This window comes from Massilia sp. Mn16-1_5, assembly GCF_004798585.1.
Taxonomy (GTDB): Bacteria; Pseudomonadota; Gammaproteobacteria; order Burkholderiales; family Burkholderiaceae_D; genus Telluria.
This window is the reverse complement of sequence record NZ_PPXQ01000005.1, coordinates 17,382-35,138: the sequence shown is the minus strand read 5'-3', so window position 1 is coordinate 35,138 and position 17,757 is coordinate 17,382. Positions and strand designations below refer to the sequence as shown.

General features: G+C 64.3%; 16 protein-coding genes. 4 read left to right on the top strand and 12 right to left on the bottom strand.

Annotated features, from left to right (window positions below):
* Nucleotides 1–149: 149 nt before the first annotated feature.
* Entirely contained in the window at nt 150–593 is a 444-nt protein-coding gene (locus C2862_RS07020; protein WP_136219413.1) for a hypothetical protein, read from the top strand.
* A gap of 7 nt (nt 594–600) precedes the next feature.
* On the opposite strand, the gene cobA is transcribed toward C2862_RS07020, so the two are convergent.
* The 6 genes from cobA to C2862_RS06990 are packed head-to-tail and all read right to left on the bottom strand — an operon-like array spanning nt 601 to nt 6,617.
* Complete coding sequence (gene cobA, locus C2862_RS07015) at nt 601–1,350, bottom strand: uroporphyrinogen-III C-methyltransferase (RefSeq protein ID WP_136219412.1); 750 nt, start codon at nt 1,348–1,350, stop codon at nt 601–603.
* 16 nt (nt 1,351–1,366) lie between these two features.
* Nucleotides 1,367–2,662, bottom strand: a complete 1,296-nt coding sequence (locus C2862_RS07010; protein WP_229467326.1) for a sulfate adenylyltransferase subunit 1 — start codon at nt 2,660–2,662, stop codon at nt 1,367–1,369.
* Between the two features lie 23 nt (nt 2,663–2,685).
* A complete protein-coding gene (gene cysD / locus C2862_RS07005) occupies nt 2,686–3,624 on the bottom strand; it encodes a sulfate adenylyltransferase subunit CysD (protein ID WP_136219410.1) in 939 nt (312 codons plus the stop codon).
* Between the two features lie 26 nt (nt 3,625–3,650).
* Nucleotides 3,651–4,367, bottom strand: a complete 717-nt coding sequence (locus C2862_RS07000; protein WP_136219409.1) for a phosphoadenylyl-sulfate reductase — start codon at nt 4,365–4,367, stop codon at nt 3,651–3,653.
* 11 nt (nt 4,368–4,378) lie between these two features.
* On the bottom strand, nt 4,379–4,939 hold the full coding sequence (locus C2862_RS06995; RefSeq protein ID WP_136219408.1) for a DUF934 domain-containing protein: 561 nt from the start codon (nt 4,937–4,939) through the stop codon (nt 4,379–4,381).
* Nucleotides 4,932–6,617 carry a nitrite/sulfite reductase gene (locus C2862_RS06990; RefSeq protein WP_136219407.1) on the bottom strand — a complete coding sequence of 562 codons (1,686 nt, stop codon included), beginning with the start codon at nt 6,615–6,617 and terminating at the stop codon, nt 4,932–4,934. Before C2862_RS06990 ends, C2862_RS06995 begins: the two co-directional genes overlap by 8 nt.
* Nucleotides 6,618–6,787: 170 nt before the next feature.
* On the opposite strand from C2862_RS06990, the gene C2862_RS06985 reads away from it, so the two are divergent.
* Together C2862_RS06985 and C2862_RS06980 are read left to right on the top strand one after the other, a co-directional pair.
* Nucleotides 6,788–7,726: a CysB family HTH-type transcriptional regulator gene (locus C2862_RS06985; protein WP_136219406.1), complete on the top strand. Its 939-nt coding sequence runs from the start codon at nt 6,788–6,790 to the stop codon at nt 7,724–7,726.
* A 9-nt stretch (nt 7,727–7,735) separates the two neighbouring features.
* Nucleotides 7,736–8,386, top strand: a complete 651-nt coding sequence (locus C2862_RS06980; protein ID WP_136219405.1) for a class I SAM-dependent methyltransferase — start codon at nt 7,736–7,738, stop codon at nt 8,384–8,386.
* 61 nt (nt 8,387–8,447) lie between these two features.
* Here C2862_RS06980 and C2862_RS06975 read toward each other — a convergent pair whose 3' ends face one another.
* The 4 genes from C2862_RS06975 to C2862_RS06960 form a co-directional block, all read right to left on the bottom strand.
* On the bottom strand, nt 8,448–9,464 hold the full coding sequence (locus C2862_RS06975; protein ID WP_136219404.1) for a porin: 1,017 nt from the start codon (nt 9,462–9,464) through the stop codon (nt 8,448–8,450).
* A 118-nt stretch (nt 9,465–9,582) separates the two neighbouring features.
* Nucleotides 9,583–10,740, bottom strand: coding sequence for a PAS domain-containing sensor histidine kinase (locus C2862_RS06970; protein ID WP_136219403.1), 1,158 nt, complete (start codon nt 10,738–10,740; stop codon nt 9,583–9,585).
* Between the two features lie 177 nt (nt 10,741–10,917).
* Nucleotides 10,918–11,679 (bottom strand): LytTR family DNA-binding domain-containing protein, encoded by a 762-nt coding sequence (locus C2862_RS06965; RefSeq protein ID WP_136219402.1) that lies wholly within the window; start codon nt 11,677–11,679, stop codon nt 10,918–10,920.
* 93 nt (nt 11,680–11,772) lie between these two features.
* A complete protein-coding gene (locus C2862_RS06960) occupies nt 11,773–13,041 on the bottom strand; it encodes a sensor histidine kinase (protein ID WP_136219401.1) in 1,269 nt (422 codons plus the stop codon).
* 331 nt (nt 13,042–13,372) lie between these two features.
* Here C2862_RS06960 and C2862_RS06955 point away from each other — a divergent pair, with 331 nt between their 5' ends.
* Entirely contained in the window at nt 13,373–14,311 is a 939-nt protein-coding gene (locus C2862_RS06955) for an exopolyphosphatase (RefSeq protein WP_136219400.1), read from the top strand.
* A 194-nt stretch (nt 14,312–14,505) separates the two neighbouring features.
* On the opposite strand, the gene C2862_RS06950 is transcribed toward C2862_RS06955, so the two are convergent.
* Nucleotides 14,506–15,207 (bottom strand): YjjG family noncanonical pyrimidine nucleotidase, encoded by a 702-nt coding sequence (locus C2862_RS06950; RefSeq protein WP_136219399.1) that lies wholly within the window; start codon nt 15,205–15,207, stop codon nt 14,506–14,508.
* Nucleotides 15,208–15,311: 104 nt separating this feature from the next.
* Nucleotides 15,312–17,714: a bifunctional diguanylate cyclase/phosphodiesterase gene (locus tag C2862_RS06945; protein ID WP_136219398.1), complete on the bottom strand. Its 2,403-nt coding sequence runs from the start codon at nt 17,712–17,714 to the stop codon at nt 15,312–15,314.
* Nucleotides 17,715–17,757 lie beyond the last annotated feature (43 nt).

The following is a 17,757-nucleotide window of genomic DNA, read 5'->3' as shown; positions in this document are numbered from 1 at the left end:
ATAAAGCCCTGCCAACAATCGGGTGCAAGCATGCGCCCCCTTGTTGTACATCAGATGCGCGCACCGCCTTCCGGTTTGACAGTCCCTCGGAACCCGCCCACACTGCGTGGGCTTCTCCTGTCGCGTTTCCATCCATTCACGCGCTTCCCATGCTCCCATCCTTTTTCAAACAGATCGTCGCCATGTTCCTGCGCCCGCGCCCAGGCCAGGCAGCGCTGTGGGAGGGCGTGCGCCTGCCGGGCGGCCTGTTCGCGCAGCTACGCTGCGCACGCCACATCGACGCCACCGCGCGCCGGGTGACGCAACTGCGCATCAAGATCACGACGCTGTCGAACCGCCTGCATGCGGGCAGCATCCCCGGCCTGGTGGACGCCGACCGCAGCCTGCGGCGCATGCTGGGCGAACTGAAGGACGATTTGAACGCGATGCGGCGCGACATGGCGCGCTGGCACAGCCAGGAATGCGCGGGGCGTGCCGGGGCAAGGCTGGAAGCGGCGATCGCGCGTTTGAACCGGGTGAATGCCGACACGCATGCAGCGGCCGACCTCTTACTCGGTCAGATCGAGGAATACGACGGACGTTGGCCGGGCTGAAGAGGATTCAAGCGCTTGCTGCCTGCAGCAGCGTACCAAGCGCCGGCTGATGTTCGCGCAGGCGTAGCGCCTCGCCAATCATCACCAGTACCGGACCGTGTGCGGCTTCGAGGCCGCCGGCAAGATCCGCCAGCGTCAGGCGCAGGATGCGCTCGTCGACCCGGCTGCAGTTTTCCACCACCACCACCGGCGTGTCGGCACGCCGTCCCTGCGCCAGCAGGCGCTCGGCGGTGGCCGCGGCTTCGCGTCCGCCCATGTACTGGACCATGGTGTCGGTGTGGGGCAGGGCGGGGTGTTCCGGCTGGTCGGGGCCGGTGCTCGAGGTGAAGAAGGCGACGCTGCGGGCCACGCCGCGCTTGGTGAGCGGTTGCTTGGTGGCGGCGGCGGCCGCCACCGCGGTGGTGATGCCGGGAACGACCTCGACCTCGATCCCCTCGGCTTCGAGCGCGCGCAACTCCTCGTCGGCGCGCCCGAACAGCATCGGGTCGCCGCCTTTCAAGCGGACGATGGTCTTGAACTTGAAGGCGCAGTCGACCAACAGGGCGTTGATCGCATCCTGGGCGGTGGAACGCTGGCCCGAGCGCTTGCCGACCGAAATCAGCTCGGCCTGGCTGCACAGTTCCAGCATCTCTGGCGTCACCAGTGCGTCGTAGAGCACGACGTCGGCTTGCGCCAGCAGGCGTGCGCCACGCACGGTGATCAGGTCGGCGGCGCCAGGGCCGGCGCCAATCAGATACACCTTGCCCTTCCTGACCATGCGCCGCTCCATTCGTTTATTCGCCTAAACGAATCATACCCGCAGCAACGGTCTGGTGCGTCACTTCGTCGATCAGGATGAAGGCGCCGGTGGCGCGGATGTCGCTGTAGGCGTCGGCCGCCAGCGGCTGCTGCACGTTGAGATTGATGCGTGCAATGTCGTTCAGCTTCAAACCCTCTGCATCGTGCCGTTGCTGGGTGTTGATGTCGAGGATGGAATCGACCTTGGTCACCTTGGCCGCCGTCTGGCGCGTGCCGTGCTTGATCCAGTACTTGCGGCGCACATCCAGCGGCTCGTCCGACATCCAGCACACATCCGCCACGACCTGCTTCAGCAAGCTGGCCGGTGCCTCGGCACCGGCCAGCGTGTCGCCGCGCGAGATGTCCAGGTATTCCTCCAGCAGCAGCGTGACCGACTGGCCGGCGCTGGCCGACGGCAAGCTACCGTCGAAGGTCAGGATGTCCTTGACCGTCGCGCTCTGGTTCGAGGGCTGCACCACCAGCTTGTCGCCGACCGCTACCCGTCCGGACTCGATGCGGCCCATGTAGCCGCGGAAGTCGTTCGCTTCGTGGCCGTTGTGGCGGGCCACCAGCTGCACCGGGAAGCGGAAAGGCGCATCGTGGGCTTCGTCGTAGACCGAAAGCGATTCCAGCAGCTCGATCAGGGTCGGGCCGGTGTACCAGTCCATGTTGGTCGAGGCGTCCACCACGTTGTCGCCGGCCAGCGCCGACAGCGGGATCGCGGTGACGTCCTTCAGGCCCAGCGAATTCGCGAATTCCTGGTAGGCGGCGACGATGCGCTCGTACACGGACTGGTCGTAGTTCACCAGGTCCATCTTGTTGACGGCCACGATCACGTGCTCGATCTGCAGCAGCTTGGCGATAGTCGAGTGGCGCTTGGTCTGGATCAGCAGGTCCACGCCGCCGTCTTCACGGAGTTTGACCTTCGAGACGTCGACCAGGATGATCACGGCGTCCGCGGTCGAGGCGCCGGTGACCATGTTGCGGGTGTATTGCTCGTGGCCCGGGGTGTCGGCGATGATGAACTTGCGCTTCGGCGTGGCGAAATAGCGGTAGGCCACGTCGATCGTGATGCCTTGCTCGCGCTCGGCTTCCAGGCCGTCGGTCAGCAGCGACAGGTCGATCGTGTCGCCCACGGTGCGCTTGTGCTTGGAGCGCGAGACGGCGGCCAGTTGGTCCGCGAAGATGCCCTTGCTGTCATACAGCAGGCGGCCGATCAGGGTGCTTTTGCCGTCGTCGACGGAGCCGGCGGTGATGAAGCGCAGCAGGCTGTGTTGGGTCAAATTTTCCATACCGGTTTCCATGCGGGCGTTCATCAGAAATATCCTTGCTTCTTGCGTTTTTCCATCGAGGCTTCCGAGGTCTGGTCGTCCATCCGGGTGGCGCCGCGTTCGGTCACCTGGGTCACGGCCGTCTCGGCGATGATGGCTTCGACCGAGGAGGCGTTGGAAGACACCGGGCAGGTGCACGAGATGTCGCCAACGGTACGGAAGCGCACGGTCTGGGTTTCGACGGTCTCGCCTTCCTTCGCCGGAGTCAGCGGGGTCAGCGGCACCAGCAGGCCGTTGCGCGGAATGACTTCACGCTGGTGCGCGAAGTAGATCGACGGCAGGGCCAGCTGTTCGCGGGCGATGTACTGCCAGACGTCGAGTTCCGTCCAGTTCGAGATCGGGAAGACGCGCATGTTTTCGCCCGGATGGACGCGGGTGTTATACAAGTCCCACAGTTCCGGGCGCTGGGCCTTTGGGTCCCACTGGCCGAATTCGTCGCGGAAGGAGAAGATGCGCTCTTTGGCACGCGCCTTTTCCTCGTCGCGGCGGGCGCCGCCGATGCAGGCGTCGAAGCCGTGTTCGGCGATCGTTTCCAGCAGCGTCACGGCCTGGGCCGCGTTGCGCGAGTCGGTCTGCGGATTGCGCAGGCGCACCGTGCCCTTCTTGATCGATTCCTCGACCGAGCCGACGATCAGGCGCTCGCCTAGTTCCGCCACGCGGGCGTCGCGGAAGGCGATCACTTCGTCGAAGTTATGGCCGGTATCGATGTGCACCAGTGGGAATGGGAATTTGCCTGGGCGGAAAGCCTTTTCGGCCAGGCGCAGCAGCACGACGGAATCCTTGCCGCCCGAGAACAGCAGGGCGGGATTCGTGCATTCGGCCGCCACTTCGCGCAGGATGTGGATCGCTTCCGATTCGAGCGCGTCCAGGTGGCGCGCATTGACGGTGGCAAGGATGCCGGCGTTGTCCAGGAGGGTCGTCATGAGTTGCCTTGTGTTCAGTATGTAGCTCAGGCGGCTACGGATTTAATGCGAATGAGTTTGCCGTCGACCACGTGCAGGCCGCATTCCTTCGATTCCGGGTTTTCCCACCACCAGCGCCCGGCGCGCACGTCCTCGCCCGGCTGGATAGCGCGGGTGCAGGGTTCGCAGCCGATCGAGGGGTAGCCACGGTCGTGCAGGGCGTTGTACGGAACGCTGTTGGCGCGGATGTATTCCCAGACGTTTTCCTCCGACCAGTCGGCCAGCGGATTGAACTTGGTCATCATGTGGGCCGGATCGTCTTCCTCGACGCGCAGGTCGGAACGCGTCGCCGACTGGGCGCGGCGCTGGCCGGTAATCCATGCCTTGTTGCCGAGCAGGGCGCGCCCCAAAGGTTCGACCTTGCGGATGCGGCAGCATTCGCGGCGCATCTCGATGCTGTCGTAGAAGGCGTTCAGGCCGTTCTGCGCGACATAGGCGTCGACCGCTTCGGTCTGCGGACGGAACAGGGCGATGTCGTAGCCGTAGTGTTCCTTGACCGCGTCCAGCACGGCCAGGGTTTCCTTGTGCAGGCGGCCGGTCTCCAGCGAGAAGATGCCGATCGGCAGCTTCGCCTTCAGGATCAGGTCGGTCAGCACCATGTCTTCGGCGGCTAGGCTGGACGCGAACACGGCCGGCGAAAACTCGGCTGCGATGCGCGCCAGGATGGCTTCGGTCTCACGGACGCGGATGGCGAGGTCGCTCATGCTTGATTCTTTCAAATACCTGCGCCGGCGTCGCTGTGCTCGAGCGGCACGTCGCGTTCCTTGCGGCGGAACAGCGGCAGCGGCTGGTCGACCGAGGCCTGGTAGGTTTCGGAAAACACGGTCAGGCCCTTCAGTGCGTCGTGGATCGAACGGTCCTGGCGCGTTGCATAAGCGTTGAAGCCCACGCGCGACATCGAGAACAATTGATCGCGCAGCACGTCGCCGATGGCGCGCAGCTCGCCGGTGTAGCCGAGGCGTTTGCGCACGTTGTAGGCGATCGAATAGCCGCGGCCGTCGCTGAACTTCGGGAAGTCCACGGCGATGACGGCGAAACGGTCCGATTCGCCCTTCAGGGTTTCGAAACGTTCGTCCGCGGCCAGCCATACGCCCAGCTCGGCGCGGTTGATGAGGCTCTCTTTCTGCGCCAGCCAGACCGTCAGCGGGACGATGACCTTGCCTTCAGGGACGACCACGCTCTCAGGCGCCTCGTTTTCTTCGAGGCGCAGCACGCGCCAGTCGTCGGCCACGACTTCGCGGCCGCGGATGATCTGTTCATGGACTACTTCAAGCATGGTCTTCCCCAACCAGTTCGCCCGCCGCGATCGGCGTGGCATACACGTGTTCCTTGAATGGCGCGATGCCGAGGCGCTGCGCCGTGTCGGCGAAGCGTTCGCCTTCGAAACGGTTCTGCACATAGACTTCGAGCAGGCGGCCGACCACTTCCGGCATCTGCCAGCCGGCGAACGACGGGCCGATGATCTTGCCGATTGCCGCATTGTTGCCCTGGGCGCCGCCGATCGAGACCTGGTACCACTCGCTGCCGTCCTTGTCGACGCCGAGCACGCCAATGGAGCCGACGTGGTGGTGGCCGCAGGCATTGATGCAGCCCGAGATGTTCAGTTCGATGTCGCCGATGTCGTGCTGGAAGTCGAGGTTGTCGAAACGCTCGGCAATGGCCGCTGCGATCGGGATCGACTTCGCATTCGCCAGCGAGCAGAAATCGCCGCCCGGGCAGGAAATGATGTCGGTCAGCAGGCCGATGTTCGGCGTCGCCAGGCCCTTCGATTTGGCCAGCTGCCAGACTTCGAACAGGCTTGATTGCTTCACGTCCGCCAGCACCAGGTTCTGCTCGTGGGTCACGCGCAGTTCGCCGAAGCTGAATTTGTCAGCGAGGTCGGCCACGAAGTCCATCTGCTCGGCGGTGGCATCGCCCGGCGGCACGCCGGTTTTCTTCAGCGACAGCACGACCGACGCATAACCCGGCACCTTGTGCGGCTTGACGTTGCGGTGGAGCCAGTTGGCGAATGCCTTGTTGTCCGGGTGCGCCAGCAGCGGGTCGCTGTCTTCGAGGGTGGCGTAGGCAGGCGCCTCGAAATAGGCGGCGACGCGGTCGTACTCTTCCTGGCTCAGGGTTTCCGGACCGTCCTTCAGGTCTTGCCATTCCTCTTCGACCATGCGCGAGAATTCCTCGACGCCCAGGGCCTTCAGCAGGATCTTGATGCGGGCCTTGTACTTGTTGTCGCGGCGGCCGTACGAGTTGTACACGCGCATCACGGCTTCGGTGTAAGTGAGCAGGTGCTGCCAAGGCAGGAATTCGCGGATCACGCTGCCGAGAATAGGCGTACGGCCCATGCCGCCGCCAGCCATGAACTTGAAGCCGACTTCGCCATTTTCGTTCTTGACCAGGGTCAGGCCGATGTCGTGGATCGCGATCGCGGCGCGGTCTTCCACGGCGCCATTGATCGCGACCTTGAACTTGCGGGGCAGGGCGATGAATTCGGGGTGGAAGGTGCTCCACTGGCGCAGGATCTCGGCGAAAGGACGCGGATCCATGATCTCGTCGGCCGCGACGCCGGCGAACTCGTCGGTCGTAATATTGCGGATGCAATTGCCCGAGGTCTGGATGGCGTGCATTTCCACCGAGGCCAGGTCGGTCAGGATGTCCGGGGTCTGCTCCAGCTCGATCCAGTTGTACTGGATGTTCTGGCGCGTCGTGAAGTGGCCGTAGCCGCGGTCGTACTTGCGCGCAATATGGGCGAACATGCGCATCTGGGCAGTCGACAACAAGCCGTAGGGCACAGCGACGCGCAGCATGTAGGCGTGGCGCTGCATGTACAGGCCGTTCTGCAGGCGCAGCGGCAGGAATTCTTCTTCGGTCAGCTCATCGTTCAGGCGGCGCGCAACCTGGTCGCGGTACTGCGCAATGCGCTCGCGGATGATGAGGTGGTCATATTGGTCGTAACGGTACATGAGTTTCCCTGATGGAAGCGGGCGTTATAAACCCTTTAGGCTGGATGGAATGGTAAGGGCAATGAGCTATATTCCAAACGACTGACAATTTATTTGCTTATATACGGTAGGGGCATAAGCATTCGCATAAAATAGCGGCTGGCGTTTTCACAAACTTAAAAACAACAGGAATGAACCTTCATCAATTGCGCTTCGTCCGCGAAGCCGTGCGCCAGAACTACAACCTGACCGATGCGGCCAAGGCCTTGTTCACCTCGCAACCCGGGGTGTCGAAAGCCATCATCGAGCTCGAGGAAGAGCTGGGCGTCGACATCTTCACCCGCCACGGCAAGCGCATCCGCGGGCTGACCGAGCCGGGCCGGCTGGTGCTGGAGTCGGTCGAGCTGATCATGCAGGAAATCGAAAGCCTGAAACGAATCGGCAAGGAATACGCGGCCCACGACAGCGGCAGTTTTACGATCGCCACCACGCACACCCAGGCGCGCTACATGCTGCCGAAAGTGGTGCAGGCCTTCATGCAGAAGTTCCCGAAAGTGCGCTTGTCTTTATTGCAAGGCAATCCGAAGCAGATCGCCGACATGGTCAAGACCGGCCAGGCCGACCTGGCGATTGCCACTGAAGCGATCGCGGCCATCGACGGCCTGGTGACTTTGCCCTGCTACCAGTGGGAACACGTGCTGGTAGTGCCGCCCGAGCACGAGCTGCTGCGCTCGAAGGCGGTCTCGCTGGAGGAAATTGCCGGCTATCCGCTGATCACCTACGATGCCGCCTTTGCCGGCCGCAGCAAGATCGACCACGCCTTCACCCTGCGCGAGCTGAAGCCGGACGTGCTGCTGGAGGCGATCGACGCCGACGTCATCAAGACCTATGTCGAGCTGGGCATGGGCGTGGGCATCATCGCCGGCATGGCCTTTGATCCCGAGCGCGACCGCAACCTGCGCGCGATTCCCGTTGGTCATTTGTTCGGAATGAACGTGTCGCGGGTGGCGGTGAAGCAGGGCGCCTACCTGCGCAGTTATATCTATACCTTCATCGAGTTGCTGGCGCCTAGCCTGAGCCGCAAGATGGTCGAAGCCGCGATGCGCGGCGGCGAAAACTATGAGTTGTAAGAGTACAAAATGAGCAATCAGCAAGTAGCAAAATATTACGCCCTGCTGGGTGAAGCGGTCGAGGACAAATACCTCGAGCCGGACATGGACGAAGACATCGACGACATGAGCATCCACCTCGGCAACCTGCTGGCCGGGCACACGGTGCTGGAACTGGGCTGCGGCAGCGGGTTCTGGACCGAAGTGGTGGCCGAGTCGGCCGCATCCGTGACGGCGCTCGACATCAACGCCAACCTGGTCGACCTGGCCCGCGAGCGCGGCATGCCGGAAGGGAAAGTGAACTTCCGCGTGGCCGATGCGCTGGACCTGCCGGAGGACATCGGTAAATTCACGGCCGTGCTGGTCAGCTTCCTGTGGTCGCACCTGAACAAGAAGGAACAGGAGCAGCTGCTGGCGACACTCAAGAAACGCCTGGGCAAGGACGTGCTGCTGGTGATCCTGGACGATTCCTTCGTCGAGGGCTTCAGCGAGACCATCGCGCGCACGGATGCGGACGGGACCACCTACGAAATCCTGACCACGGCCGAAGGCGAGCGCTTCGAGGTGCCGAAGAGTTACCAGTCCGATAGCGCGCTGCGCAAGCGGGTGGGGAATGTGGGCAAGGAGATCAAGATCGAGCGGGTCGAGTTTTTCTGGATCCTGACCTGTCGCTTGAAATAAGCGTCGGCCCCATGAAAAACGCGCGTGATTCACGCGCGTTTTTCGTTTCAGGCTACATCAATCAGAACGCGTGACGCACGCCGACCGTGAATGCCGTCGGATCCGCACCCAGCGCGGTCGCCACCGGCGTCACGTTGTTCGACGAGGAATTCAGGCCGAACACGCCGCGCTCGTTGTTGCGCATCGAGCCGTAGGCGGTGTACAGGTTGGTGCGCTTCGACAGCGCGTAGCTGTAGGCCAGGGACCAGGCGTTGCCGCGGGCGCCGTTTTCGATTTCGTTGCGCTGCAGGTTGACGAAGAACTTGTTCGAACCCATGGTGTAGACGCCGCCCAGGTTGATCTGCTCGAACTTGTTGTTCGCGCCCGCCTGGTCGGCAGACAGATAGTTCGCCTTCAGGTCGAAGGCGCCGAACTTGTAGCCGGCGCCGAATGCGACTTCCTTGTCGTCTTCAGCCGCCACGCGCTCGAGCTGGTGGTAGCCAGCGCCGACGTAGAACGGACCGTTCGCGTATTCCAGCGCCACGCCCAGCAGGTCGCCGTTCGGGCCTTCGGTGCTACGCTCGCCGGCCGAGTAAGCGGCCAGCACGCTGAAGCCCGACATCGGGTTGCTCTTGAAGTTGACCGAGTTCGACAGGCGGCGGGTCAGGCGGTTGGTGGTGAAGGCCGACAGGTTGCTGCCGTAGAAGCCCTGGCCGAGCGCGTCGGTGGCGGCGGCGATCGAGGCGATCGGGCTGTATTCGCGGCCCACGGTCAGCTGGCCGAAGTTGCCTTGCAGGCCGACCACCGCGCGGCGGCCGAACAGCGACGAGTCGGCGGCGCCGGTGTCGAGGGCGACGCCGGCTTCGATGTTGAAGATCGCCTTCAGGCCATTGCCCAGATCTTCGGTGCCGCGGAAGCCCAGGCGGCTGCTCGACTGGTTACCCGAGCTGACGACGGTGCGGCGCTTTTCGCCCGGTGCGTCGGTGTCCTCGATGGCGACGGCCGCGTCCATGATGCCGTAGACGGTGACGTTGGTCTGCGCATGCGCGAACAGCGGAAGGGTCGTGATCAGCGCAGCGGCCAGGGCTTTGTATTGCATGAAGATCTCCAATAAGGGTGAAGGATTGAGTTGGCCTTTTGGCAAACTCAAGGTCCAGCGCATCTTATCGGTGCAATATTTCTGCTTGATGACAGGTTGATATTTCGCAACAGCCTGTTCAGACGGTGTGACCCCTCAGCGGCACGACGATGTCGATCCGCGTGCCGGGCGGCTCGTCGGCGCTGATCGTGATCTCGCCTTTCAGGCCCCAGACCCGTTCGCGCATGCCCACCAGGCCCAGCGACTCCGCCTTTTCCATGTCTTCCTCGCGGATGCCGCGACCGTCGTCGCGGATCGTGATCAGGAGTTCGCCGTTAACACGGTACAAGGTCAGCGTCACCAGCTTGGCCTGCGCATGGCGCGCGATGTTGGTCAGCGCCTCCTGGACGATGCGGAAGATCGCCGTGCTGGCCTGGTCGTCCAGGCGCAGCTCGGCTTCCTCGGCCAGCAGTTCGCAGGCGATGCCGTGGCGCTGGACGAAATCCTCGCGCAAGCCCTGCAGGGCGAAGAACAGGCCGCCTTCGTCCAGCGCGCGCGGCCGCAGGTTGGTGGCGATGCGGCGCAGCGAGGTGATCGCCGTGAGCAGGTTGCCGTCCATGCCGTCGATCAGGCGCGCCGAGCTGGGCGCGGCGCCGCAGACCTCGCGCAGCAGGGTCAGGTCCATGCGCAGCGAAGCCAGCAGCTGGCCGAGGTCGTCGTGCAGCTCGCGCGCGATGTGGGTGCGCTCTTCCTCGCGGATGGTCTGCAGGGCGCTCGAAAGCTGGCGCAGCTGGTCGTGCGAGCGGGCCAGCTTGCGCTGCACGCGCTGGCGCTCGGAGACGTCGCGCAGGACGATGGTGTACACGGTGCGCCCGTCCTGCAGGCTGTCCACGATCGAGCCCTCGATCGCGAAGGTCTCGCCATTCGCGCGCAGGCCGGTGCCGGCATAGTCGGTGGCGCGCCGCCCGGCGCGGCCGTCTGCATGGAAATACTCGGTCGGGGCGGCGTCATCAAGCCCCGGCGCCTGGATGAAGTCCGCCAGTGATCGGCCCTGCATCTGCCTTGCCGTCACCCCGAACATGGCGGCGGCAGCCGGGTTGGCCAGCACGATGCAGCTGGTCTCGTCGGCCGCGATGATCGCTTCGTTGACGTTGTGGACGATGCGCCGGCTGTGGTAGGCCGGCGCGTCGCTGCCGCCATCGGCGTCGAACAGGCTCAGCAGGCGGCCGCCAAGCAAGCCGAGCGCGAACATCGCCAGGCCGCGCCCGCGCGGGCGCGCACTGCGCTGTTGTTTCATGTGGGTATGCCTGCGGTAATGTCCGCGTGCGCGGACCAAACCCTACGATACGGCGCGGACAGCCCGATACGGTTGAGCAGGCACAAGCAGGGCGTAGGGCGGGCATGCCCGCGCGTGATGCTTGCATCGTGTTGGCTGTGTCTTTCCCCAAACGAAGCCTACACAGAAGCGGCAACGTTACATCTGCTTGAACAGATGCAAGAAGCTCCGGCTCACTTCCAGCTTCTCCGGACGCCCCTTCACGAGCACCAGGTGGCGCCCGCGGATATCGCGCGTCACGCCTTCGATCGCGTTGACGTTCACCAGCGTCGCGCGGTGGATCTGCCAGAACAGGGCAGGGTCGAGCTCCTCGGCCAGGTCGCGCACGGGTTTGCGGATCAGGGCTTCGAAGCCCGCGGTCTGCACGCAGGTATATTTCTCGTCCGAACGGAAGAACAGGATGTCCTCGACCGGGATCATGCGCAGGTCCTGGCCGATGCTGGCCTGGATCCATTGCAGGTGTTTCGGTTTCGGTGCCGCGATCTTTTCGGCCAGTTGCGACAGCATCGCGGTGACGCTGTCGTTGACGACGCTGCCCGGCTTGTCCAGGCGCGCCTTCAGGCGCTCGACCGTTACCTTCAGGCGCTCCGGCTCCGAGGGCTTGAGCACGTAGTCGACGGCGCCGCGCTCGAAGGCTTCGACCGCGTACTGGTCGTAGGCGGTGACGAATACGATCTGGCTGCGGTCGCCGATCTCGCGCGCCGCTTCCATGCCGGTCTTGCCGGGCATGCGGATGTCGAGGAAGGTGAAATCCGGCTTGCACTGGCCGACCAGTTCGACCGCTTCTTCGCCGTTCTTCGCTTCGCCGACGATCTCCAGTTCCGGCCAGACCTGTTCCAGGCGCATGCGCAACTGGTCGCGCATCAGTCTTTCGTCATCGGCAATAATCGCGGTCGGCATGGCGGGGTCCTGGCGGAAAAAGAGTTTGACAATTATTCAAGAAAACAGCGTCGCAGGCAAGGCCGGCGGTGGCGCCTGCACGCATGAGCGCACTCAGCGGGAGACCTGATACGGCACTTCGACCATCGCGATCACGCCGCTCGGGCTGTTGGCGGCGATGTGCAGCTGGCCAGCCTCGCCGTGCAGCAGGCGCAGGCGCTCGCGGATGGTCGGCAGGCCCAGGCCGGTGCCGGTGCTCGGCACCACGCCGAAACCGACGCCGTCGTCGGTGACGGTGACGCGCAATTTACTGTCGGCCACATCGGCCACGATCTTCAGGGTGCCGCCCTCGGGCTTGCATTCGAGGCCGTGCTTGATCGCATTCTCGACCATGGACTGCAGCATCATCGGCGGGAAGGCGGCGCTGCGCAGGCCGTCGGGGATGTTCATGTCCACCGTCAGGCGTTCTTCCATGCGCATTTTCAGCAGGTCGAGGTAGGCCGTCACCATGTCGACTTCGCGGCCCAGGTTGGTGACCAGGTTGTTGTCACGCATTTGCGGCAGCACGGCGCGCAGGTAGAGGATCAGGCTGCGCTGCATGGCCGAGGCGCGCGGCGGATTGGTCTCGATCAGGTGTTCGACGGAAGCGAGCGTGTTGAACAGGAAGTGCGGTTCCACCTGCGCCTGCATCATCTGCATCTTCGTTTCCGACAGTTGGCGCTGCATCGATTCGCGTTCGGCGGCGGCATTCGCCGACTGGGTTTGCAGCTCCGCGCGCTTCTTGCCGCCCATCAGGGCCTTGATGCCGAACAGGGCCAGCACCAGCAGGAACACGAAGCTGTTGAACCAGGTCGAGGCCTGCTTGTGATAACGCGACACTTTCGCCTCGGCCGCATCGTCGACCGCTCCTTCGATCGCCACCGACAATTCTTCCGCAATCTGCGGCGGCAGCTCGATGTGGACCGCTTCGCTGCCGGGATTGGCTCCCTTGGGCAAGGCCAGGTCAGGCGCCGCCGGGGCGGCAGGGGCAGCCGGTGCGGCGGGGGCAGCCGGCGCAGCGGGTGCGGCGTCCTCCGGCGCGGCGGGCGCGGCGGGACTGCCGGGCTTCGGTTTGTTGCGTGGATTAAAACGGATGCCGCTGTCGTCGATGACGATGCTGACCTGGTCCTTGCGCGCGGCGCGCTCGGCGGCGGCGATCTCGGCTTCGCCACCGGAAAACAGTTCTTCCTGCAGGATGGCGCCGGCGATCAGGGTCAGGGCGGCAAACAGGAAAAATTTCCACCACGATAGCTGGGTCACCCAGGTCGCAACGGCATCGAAGGCGCGGTAGAGCGACGACAGGATGCCGGAAAAATAGTGGTGGGAGGAGCTGCGCGCTTGCATGTCTGTTCTTGTCGATCGATTCGTAGGCGGGAGCGAGTGTACCGCGTCCCCGCTATCCGGTGCCGGTTTGTCTTGTTCAAAGGACACAGGGCGGTTTCCGGATTGTTGGAATGTTGCAACTTTACACCGGCGCCCCGCGGCTGGCACGCGCTTTGCGACAGCCTGCACGATGCGGGGCGTGGAATGCAAAAGGGGGCGCCAGGGCCGGCGCCGCCCTTGGCACCATCCAGCAAAAAACCGGGCCTAAAAACTAACAACAGGAAACATTGCGCGGTATGATGAAAAACGAGCTCAGCTTCCACAGTCAACCATTCGACGAAAGGATTTGCCGATGTCCGCCGTTCCAGCACAATATCGCCTCGTTACCCGCAGCGACTTCGATGGACTGGTTTGCGCAGTCCTGCTCAAGCACCTGAACCTCATCGACGATATCCTGTTCGTCCACCCGAAAGACATGCAGGACGGGAAGATCGCGATCACCAAGCGCGACATCACGACCAACCTGCCGTACGTGGCCGGCGCCCACCTGGCTTTCGATCACCACCTGTCCGAAACCATCCGCAACCGCGGCGTGCGCGAGAACCACGTGATTCATCCCGATGCGCCCTCGGCCGCGCGCGTGGTCTGGGATTACTACGGCGGCGAAAAAACCTTCCCGGCCGCCTGGCTCGACATGATGGCCGCCGTTGACAAGGGCGACAGCGCCCGCTTCTCGCGCGAAGAGGTGCTCGAGCCGGCCGGCTGGAACCTGCTAAACTTCCTGATGGATGCGCGCACCGGTCTCGGCCGCTTCCGCGATTTCCGCATCTCGAATTACCAGCTCATGATGGAACTGATCGAGGCCTGCCGCCGGCATTCGATCGACAGCATCATGGCGCTGCCCGATGTGCAGGAGCGCACCAGGCTGTACTTGGAACATGCCAACCTCTGCAAGGAACAGATCCGCCGCTGCGCGCGCGTGCACGGCAACCTGGTCGTGCTCGACCTGCGCAATGAGGCGACCATCTACGCCGGCAACCGCTTCATCATCTATGCGCTGTTCCCGGAGACCAACATCTCGATCCACGTGCTATGGGGCCTGAAGAACCAGAACACCGTGTTCGCGACCGGCAAGTCGATCCTGAACCGGAGCTCGAAGACCAACATCGGCGCGCTGATGCTCGAATACGGCGGCGGCGGGCATGAGAACGCGGGGACCTGCCAGGTGGACAACGCGATGGCGGAGGATGTGCTGGGGGCCTTGATTCAGCGGATTACCAGCGAGGGGTAAGCGGGCGGAGTGGGGCTGTCGCCTGTCAGGCTATCGGTGAGCACGATCCGCGTGGGCATGCCCACCCTACGGGCACGCTACGTATCCAGGTTTCGTATGATCTCGCCGATATCGATGTCCGTAGGGTGGGCATGCCCACGCGGATTCAGCACACCGATAGCGGTGCAGGCAACAGTCCCACGCCCGGTCGCGTATCAGGCCCCCGCCATGGCACGCAACGCGGGCACGACTTCATTTAAATGCGCCACCTCGCAGGTCGGCCGCGCCTCCGACGCGTTCACGACCCTACCCGGATTGAACCAGCAGCTCTCGATCCCGAACCGGTTCGCCCCCAGGATATCCGCATCCAGCCGGTCACCCACGATCACTGTCTCCGCATGCGAAAACGCGCGCGCCATCCTGACCGTGTAGTCGAAGAAGCGATGATCCGGCTTCGCATGCCCGCAGGCCTCCGAGGTCGCGACGAACGACAGGTGTACATGCAGCTGCGCAGCCGCGATGCGCCGGTGCTGGATCTGCTCGACGCCGTTGGTGATGATCCCGACTTCGCCGATCCCGGCCAGGGTCTCGCACAGCTGCTGCGCACCGTCGACCAACACCACGGTGTCCGCCAGCGATTCCAGGTACAGGCGGCTGGCCGCTTGCGGATCGAGATCCAGCCCGCTTGCGGCGAAGGTCTGGCGAAAGCGCTCCACCTTCAGGAAATCCTTGGACACCGTTCCCTGTTCGAAGGCCTTCCACAAGGCCAGGTTGAAGCCCTGGTAGCGCCCGAACAGGTCGTCGGGAAGTGTCGCCAGCCCGAGCTCGCGCATGGTGCGCTCGAAGGACAGATGTTCGGAAGCCTTGAAGTCGAGCAGGGTGTCGTCCAGGTCGAAAAGAAAGAGTCGATGTTTCATCGGATCGAGGGGGCGCGGCATGGCGCGCCCGGCAGGGCGGGTGGTCTGGAACCACCCATGATACTGGAGTACCCGGCTCCCTGCCGGGCAGGCCTGGAACGGCCTCAGGCCGGCAGGCGGTCTCGGACGAGCTCGCGCGCGACGTCGGGCTCCACCGGTTCGCCGATCAGGAGCCCCTGCAGCACGGCGCAGCCGTGCGAGGTGAGGAAATCGCGCTGGGCGCGCGTCTCGACCGCTTCGCCGATGACGGGCATGCGCAGGTTGTGGCCGATGTCGATCAGGGTGCGCGCCATGGTGCCGCCTTCGTTGTCCGCTTCGTCGGCGATCGCGCGCACCGCTTCCCTGGACAGCTTGAGCTGGCCCACCGACAGCTCGCGCAGGAAACCGAGGTCGGTCATGCCCTGGCCGAACTCGTCGATCGAGAGCGTCAGTCCGAGTTCGCGCAGCTGGCCGGCCAGGTCGCGCACCTGGCCCGGGTTGCGGATCACGGTTTCCTCGCGCAGTTCGATCTGCAGGCTGTCCGGCGCCAGGCCGTAGGCGGCCAGGCGCGCGGCGATGCCGGACACGAAATCCTGCTGGCCGTATTCGCGCGCCGAGACGTTGACCGTTACCGGCACATCGGTCACGCCGAGCTGTTTCAGGTCGCGCAGAAAAGCGCAGGCCTGGTCCAGCACCCAGGCGCCGAACTCGACGATGCGGCCGTTTTCCTCGGCCTCGCTCAGGAAGGCGGCGGGCAGCAGCACGCCGTGCTCGGGATGGCGCCAGCGCAGCAGCGCCTCGAAGCTCGACACCCTGCCGCTGTGCGCATCGATGCAGGGCTGGTAGAGCATGAAGAGTTCGTCCCGCTCGATCGCGTGCGCCATGCCGGAATCGAGCCGCTGGCGCGCTTCGCTGCTGGACTTCATGTCGTTCGAGAAGAAATAGATCTCGTTGCGGCCGGTGGCCTTGGCGTGGTACATGGCGACGTCGGCCGAGCGCACCAGGTCGGCCGCGTTGGCGCCGTCGTGCGGATAGACGGCCACGCCGAGACTTGCGCCGACCGCGATTTCCTTGTGCATGAAGGAGACCGGCTGGGTCAGGCTCTGGCGCAGGCGCTCGATCATGCGCAGCATGAAGCGCAGCGAGGGCTGGTTGACCAGCACCAGCACGAATTCGTCGCCCGACATGCGCGCCACCGTGTCGATCTCGCGCACCGAGGCCTGCAGGCGGCGCGCCACGACCTTGAGCACCACGTCGCCGGCCTCGTGGCCATAGCTGTCGTTGATGTTCTTGAAGTTGTTCAGGTCGATCAGGACGACGCCGACCATCGATTTCTGCCGCTGCGACAGGTGCAGGGCCTGTTCCAGCCGGTCCCACATCAGGTTGCGGTTGGCCAGACCCGTGAGCGCGTCGTGGTTGACTTCGTGTTCGAGGTGGGCGGTGCGCTGCTTGCTGGCGGTCACGTCCATGATGACGCCGATGAAATGGGTGGTGGTGCCATGCTCGTCGAGGACCGGTGTGATGCTCAGGTCGTTCCAGAACAGCTCGCCGTTCTTGCGCATGTTGCGAAACACCACGTTGACGCTCTCGTGCGCGGCGATCGCCTCGCGCACGCGCTGGCGTTCGTTGTTGTCCATGCCCGGCGCCGCCATGAAGCGCGAATCGCGACCGACCACTTCCTGGGCGCTGTAGCCGGTGATGCGCTCGAAGGCCGGGTTCACGTATTCGATCGGGCAGTCGCGGCCGTCGATGCCGGTGATGACGATGCCGTTGTTCGCCGCATGCAGGGCACGCTCGCGCAGGCGCAGCGTGTGCTCCTGGTCGCGCCGGGCGCTGATGTCGACGCCCATGCCGAACAGGTACTGGCCGCCGTTGCAGTCGACGCGCGCGCCGCACAGCACCATCGGGGTTTCGCGCCCGCTGCGCGCCACGACCTCGGCTTCGATCGCGACTTCCTCGTTCTGCTCGAACACGCGCCGGATGCTCTCGGAGATCAGCGGCCGGGTCTGCAGGTCGAACAGTTCGAGCGCATTGGTCGCGCTCATTTCCTCGGCGGTGTAGCCGGTGATCCGTTCGTGGTTGCGGTTCCAGAGCACGAACCGGCCTTCACGGTTGATCGCATAGAAGGTGCCGGGCAGGACGTCGATGACGGCGGCCAGCGGCGTGCGCCCGACCAGCACCGCATCGGGCGTGGCGTCGGTGTGGACGTTGTCGATGGCGGCGACCCAGAACTGCGTGCTGCCGTCGGCCAGGGTTTGCGGCGACAGCGTCAGCTCGGCCTTGACGGTGCTGCCGTCGGCATGGCGCAGCAGCACGCGGTTGGTGTGGCCATGGTTTTCCGCCAGGCCGCGCCAGCGCTCGCCGCTGTCTTGCGCGGCGGTGCCGATGAGCAGGGCACCGAGTGGTTGCGCAATGGCATCCTGCGCCGTGAAACCAAGCAGCTTTTCGCAGGCATTGTTCCAGGTCGTGATGATGCCCGCTTCGTCGAGGAGGAAGGCGGCGTTGGCAGTCGGAACGTGCGTGGTCATGCTGGGCGCCTTTCGTCGCGGGCATCCTCAGTTGGACTCCTCA